This is a genomic window from Sulfuricurvum sp., from assembly GCF_019163035.1.
GTDB lineage: Bacteria > Campylobacterota > Campylobacteria > Campylobacterales > Sulfurimonadaceae > Sulfuricurvum.
Genome location: NZ_JAFLKV010000031.1, coordinates 1 through 1,805, shown reverse-complemented (window position 1 = coordinate 1,805; position 1,805 = coordinate 1). Strand labels below are relative to the sequence as shown.

1 protein-coding gene and 1 pseudogene are annotated in these 1,805 nt (G+C 44.8%); both read left to right on the top strand.

All coding sequences use genetic code 11. The annotated features are described in order from the left end of the window. Window positions 1–507: pseudogene (locus tag JZU62_RS02720) on the top strand (RNA polymerase factor sigma-54); the annotation flags it as partial. 60 nt (window positions 508–567) lie between these two features. Next, the coding region (locus JZU62_RS02715; protein ID WP_295011653.1) for a DNA polymerase IV at window positions 568–1,805 on the top strand (1,238 nt) is incomplete at its 3' end.

The following is a 1,805-nucleotide window of genomic DNA, read 5'->3' as shown; positions in this document are numbered from 1 at the left end:
GTCAATATGATCGATAAATACGACAATTTTGCCAAACAAAAGTTCAAAGAGGCGAGAGAGTTGGTGAAGCTTCTCGATCTTCGCAAAGCGACTTTGTATAACGTCGCATTGGTACTTCTTGAGAAGCAATACACCTTTTTTATGGGGGGAGAGCTCAAACCGCTCCGTCTTCAGGATGTCGCCGATGAGCTAGGATTTAACGAATCGACCATTTCTCGTGCTATCGCCGATAAGTACATCCAAACGGAGCGGGGACTCTTTGCATTTAAAGACTTTTTTTCCAACTCTATCGGAGAAGTCTCAACCTCAGAGATCAAACATTTTCTCAAACGCTTGGTGGGAAGCGAGAACAAAGATGATCCTTTTAGCGACAAAGTAATTCATGACATGACCGAAGAGCGCTTTGGTGTCAAAATGGTACGCCGTGTTATCGCCAAATACCGTCAAGAACTCGATATTCCCTCGTATAAAGAGCGATTATTCTTGTATAAGCTCGAATTACTCTAATTTTATGTCAATCTGACAGGAAATGGTGGTGATCGTTAAAATCAGATTATGATCTGAGGTATGATTATCCATTTGGACCTTGATTGCTTTTTTGCTTCGTGCGAACGGGTAAAGAACCCCTCCTTACTCGGAAAATGTGTTGCCGTCGGAGGGCGGGGCGATCCGTTTATATTTGATAAAAACCCTGCTCGTGCCAAAAAACTGATGACCCTCAACTCAGGTGCTTTTGTCCCCTCTCTCTTTCATGCGGAACACGATAGCAGCCACTATTTCAAAGACGGAGATAAAATACGGGGGATTATTACCACGGCCAGTTATGAAGCGCGCGCTTACGGTGTTAAAATTGCGATGAGTGTCCATGAAGCGCTCCGTCTTTGTCCTCATCTCATGCTTTTGCCACCCAACCATTTTTTGTATCACACGATGAGTCATGAACTGATGGAGTATATTTCCTCCGTTGTCCCCGTAATGGAGCAATACAGTATCGATGAGATGTTCGGCGATCTGGGGGGATGGATCGATGATGAGGATACCTATGAGTTTATCCGAGATCTCCAAAATCAGATAATGCTCCGGTTTAAACTCCCCGTTTCCATCGGGGCGAGCAGTTCCAAATGGATCGCGAAACTGGCAACCTCCGCCGCCAAACCCTACGGCGTTCGGGTCGTGAGGCGCTATGAAATCGAATCGTTTGTCAAAGATATTCCTATCGGAGATTTTCCGGGAGTAGGGAAAGCATTTTCGCAAAAAATGGCTCGATATGGGATAAAAAGTATCGGGGATGCGTGGAAATCGGGTACTTTGATCCAATCATGGGGCAGGGGAGGAGTGGATATTTACAAACGATTTTGCGGAGAGGATCACGAAGCGGTTGAGCCAAAGCGATCACGAAAGGGGATTGGTATATCACGCTCGATGGATCACCCGATAGAAGATCGTGAGGAGCTGTATCGCCGTATCCATATTTTGATTCGTCATTGGAGCCATACGATTATTAAACTGGGGGTGAACCCGACAACCTATGCTTTTTCACTGGGGTTTGAAAACGGACTTAGCTCGAAAAAACAATACACCCTGTATCGTTTGTTTAATGAGATGTTTCTCCAAAGCTTTACGATAGAAAAGTTTAAAGAGCTTGATATTTATCCCCATAGTCGTGTCCGTTATATCGGGATGAGCGCGACCAAATTTACCAAACATGATCCCAAAAGCTTCGATTTGCTCGAAATACAAAACGATACCAAAATGCGTACCCTTACCGATGCGTTGACACAGGTGAGGGATAAATACGGGATGGA